Source organism: Corallococcus sp. 4LFB (assembly GCF_046520365.1).
Taxonomy (GTDB): Bacteria; Myxococcota; Myxococcia; order Myxococcales; family Myxococcaceae; genus Corallococcus; species Corallococcus caeni.
Window position 1 is genome coordinate 1 of the sequence record NZ_JBKGHJ010001312.1, and the last position, 231, is coordinate 231.

At 74.9% G+C, this 231-nt stretch carries 1 pseudogene; it reads left to right on the forward strand.

The features are described 5' to 3' along the window. A pseudogene (locus ACLEQD_RS45440) lies at positions 1-231 on the forward strand (VWA domain-containing protein); the annotation flags it as partial.

Consider the following 231-nt stretch of genomic DNA (forward strand, 5'->3'; position numbering starts at 1 on the left):
CCGACGGCGAGCCCTCCGTGGGCCCCACCGCGCTGGGCGAGTTCAAGGTGCTGGGCAGCGGTGCACGACTCCGGCGTGGCGTTGCACGCGCTGGGCTGGGCGGCACTACCGTGCCGAAATCCTGGAGCCCTCACCGGCCCATCCGGCACGGGCTTCACGCACGTGGACGACGCGGAGGGCTGCCGCTGGCGGTGGGCGCGCTGGGGGCGGAGCTGTTCGGCGAGGTCGTGG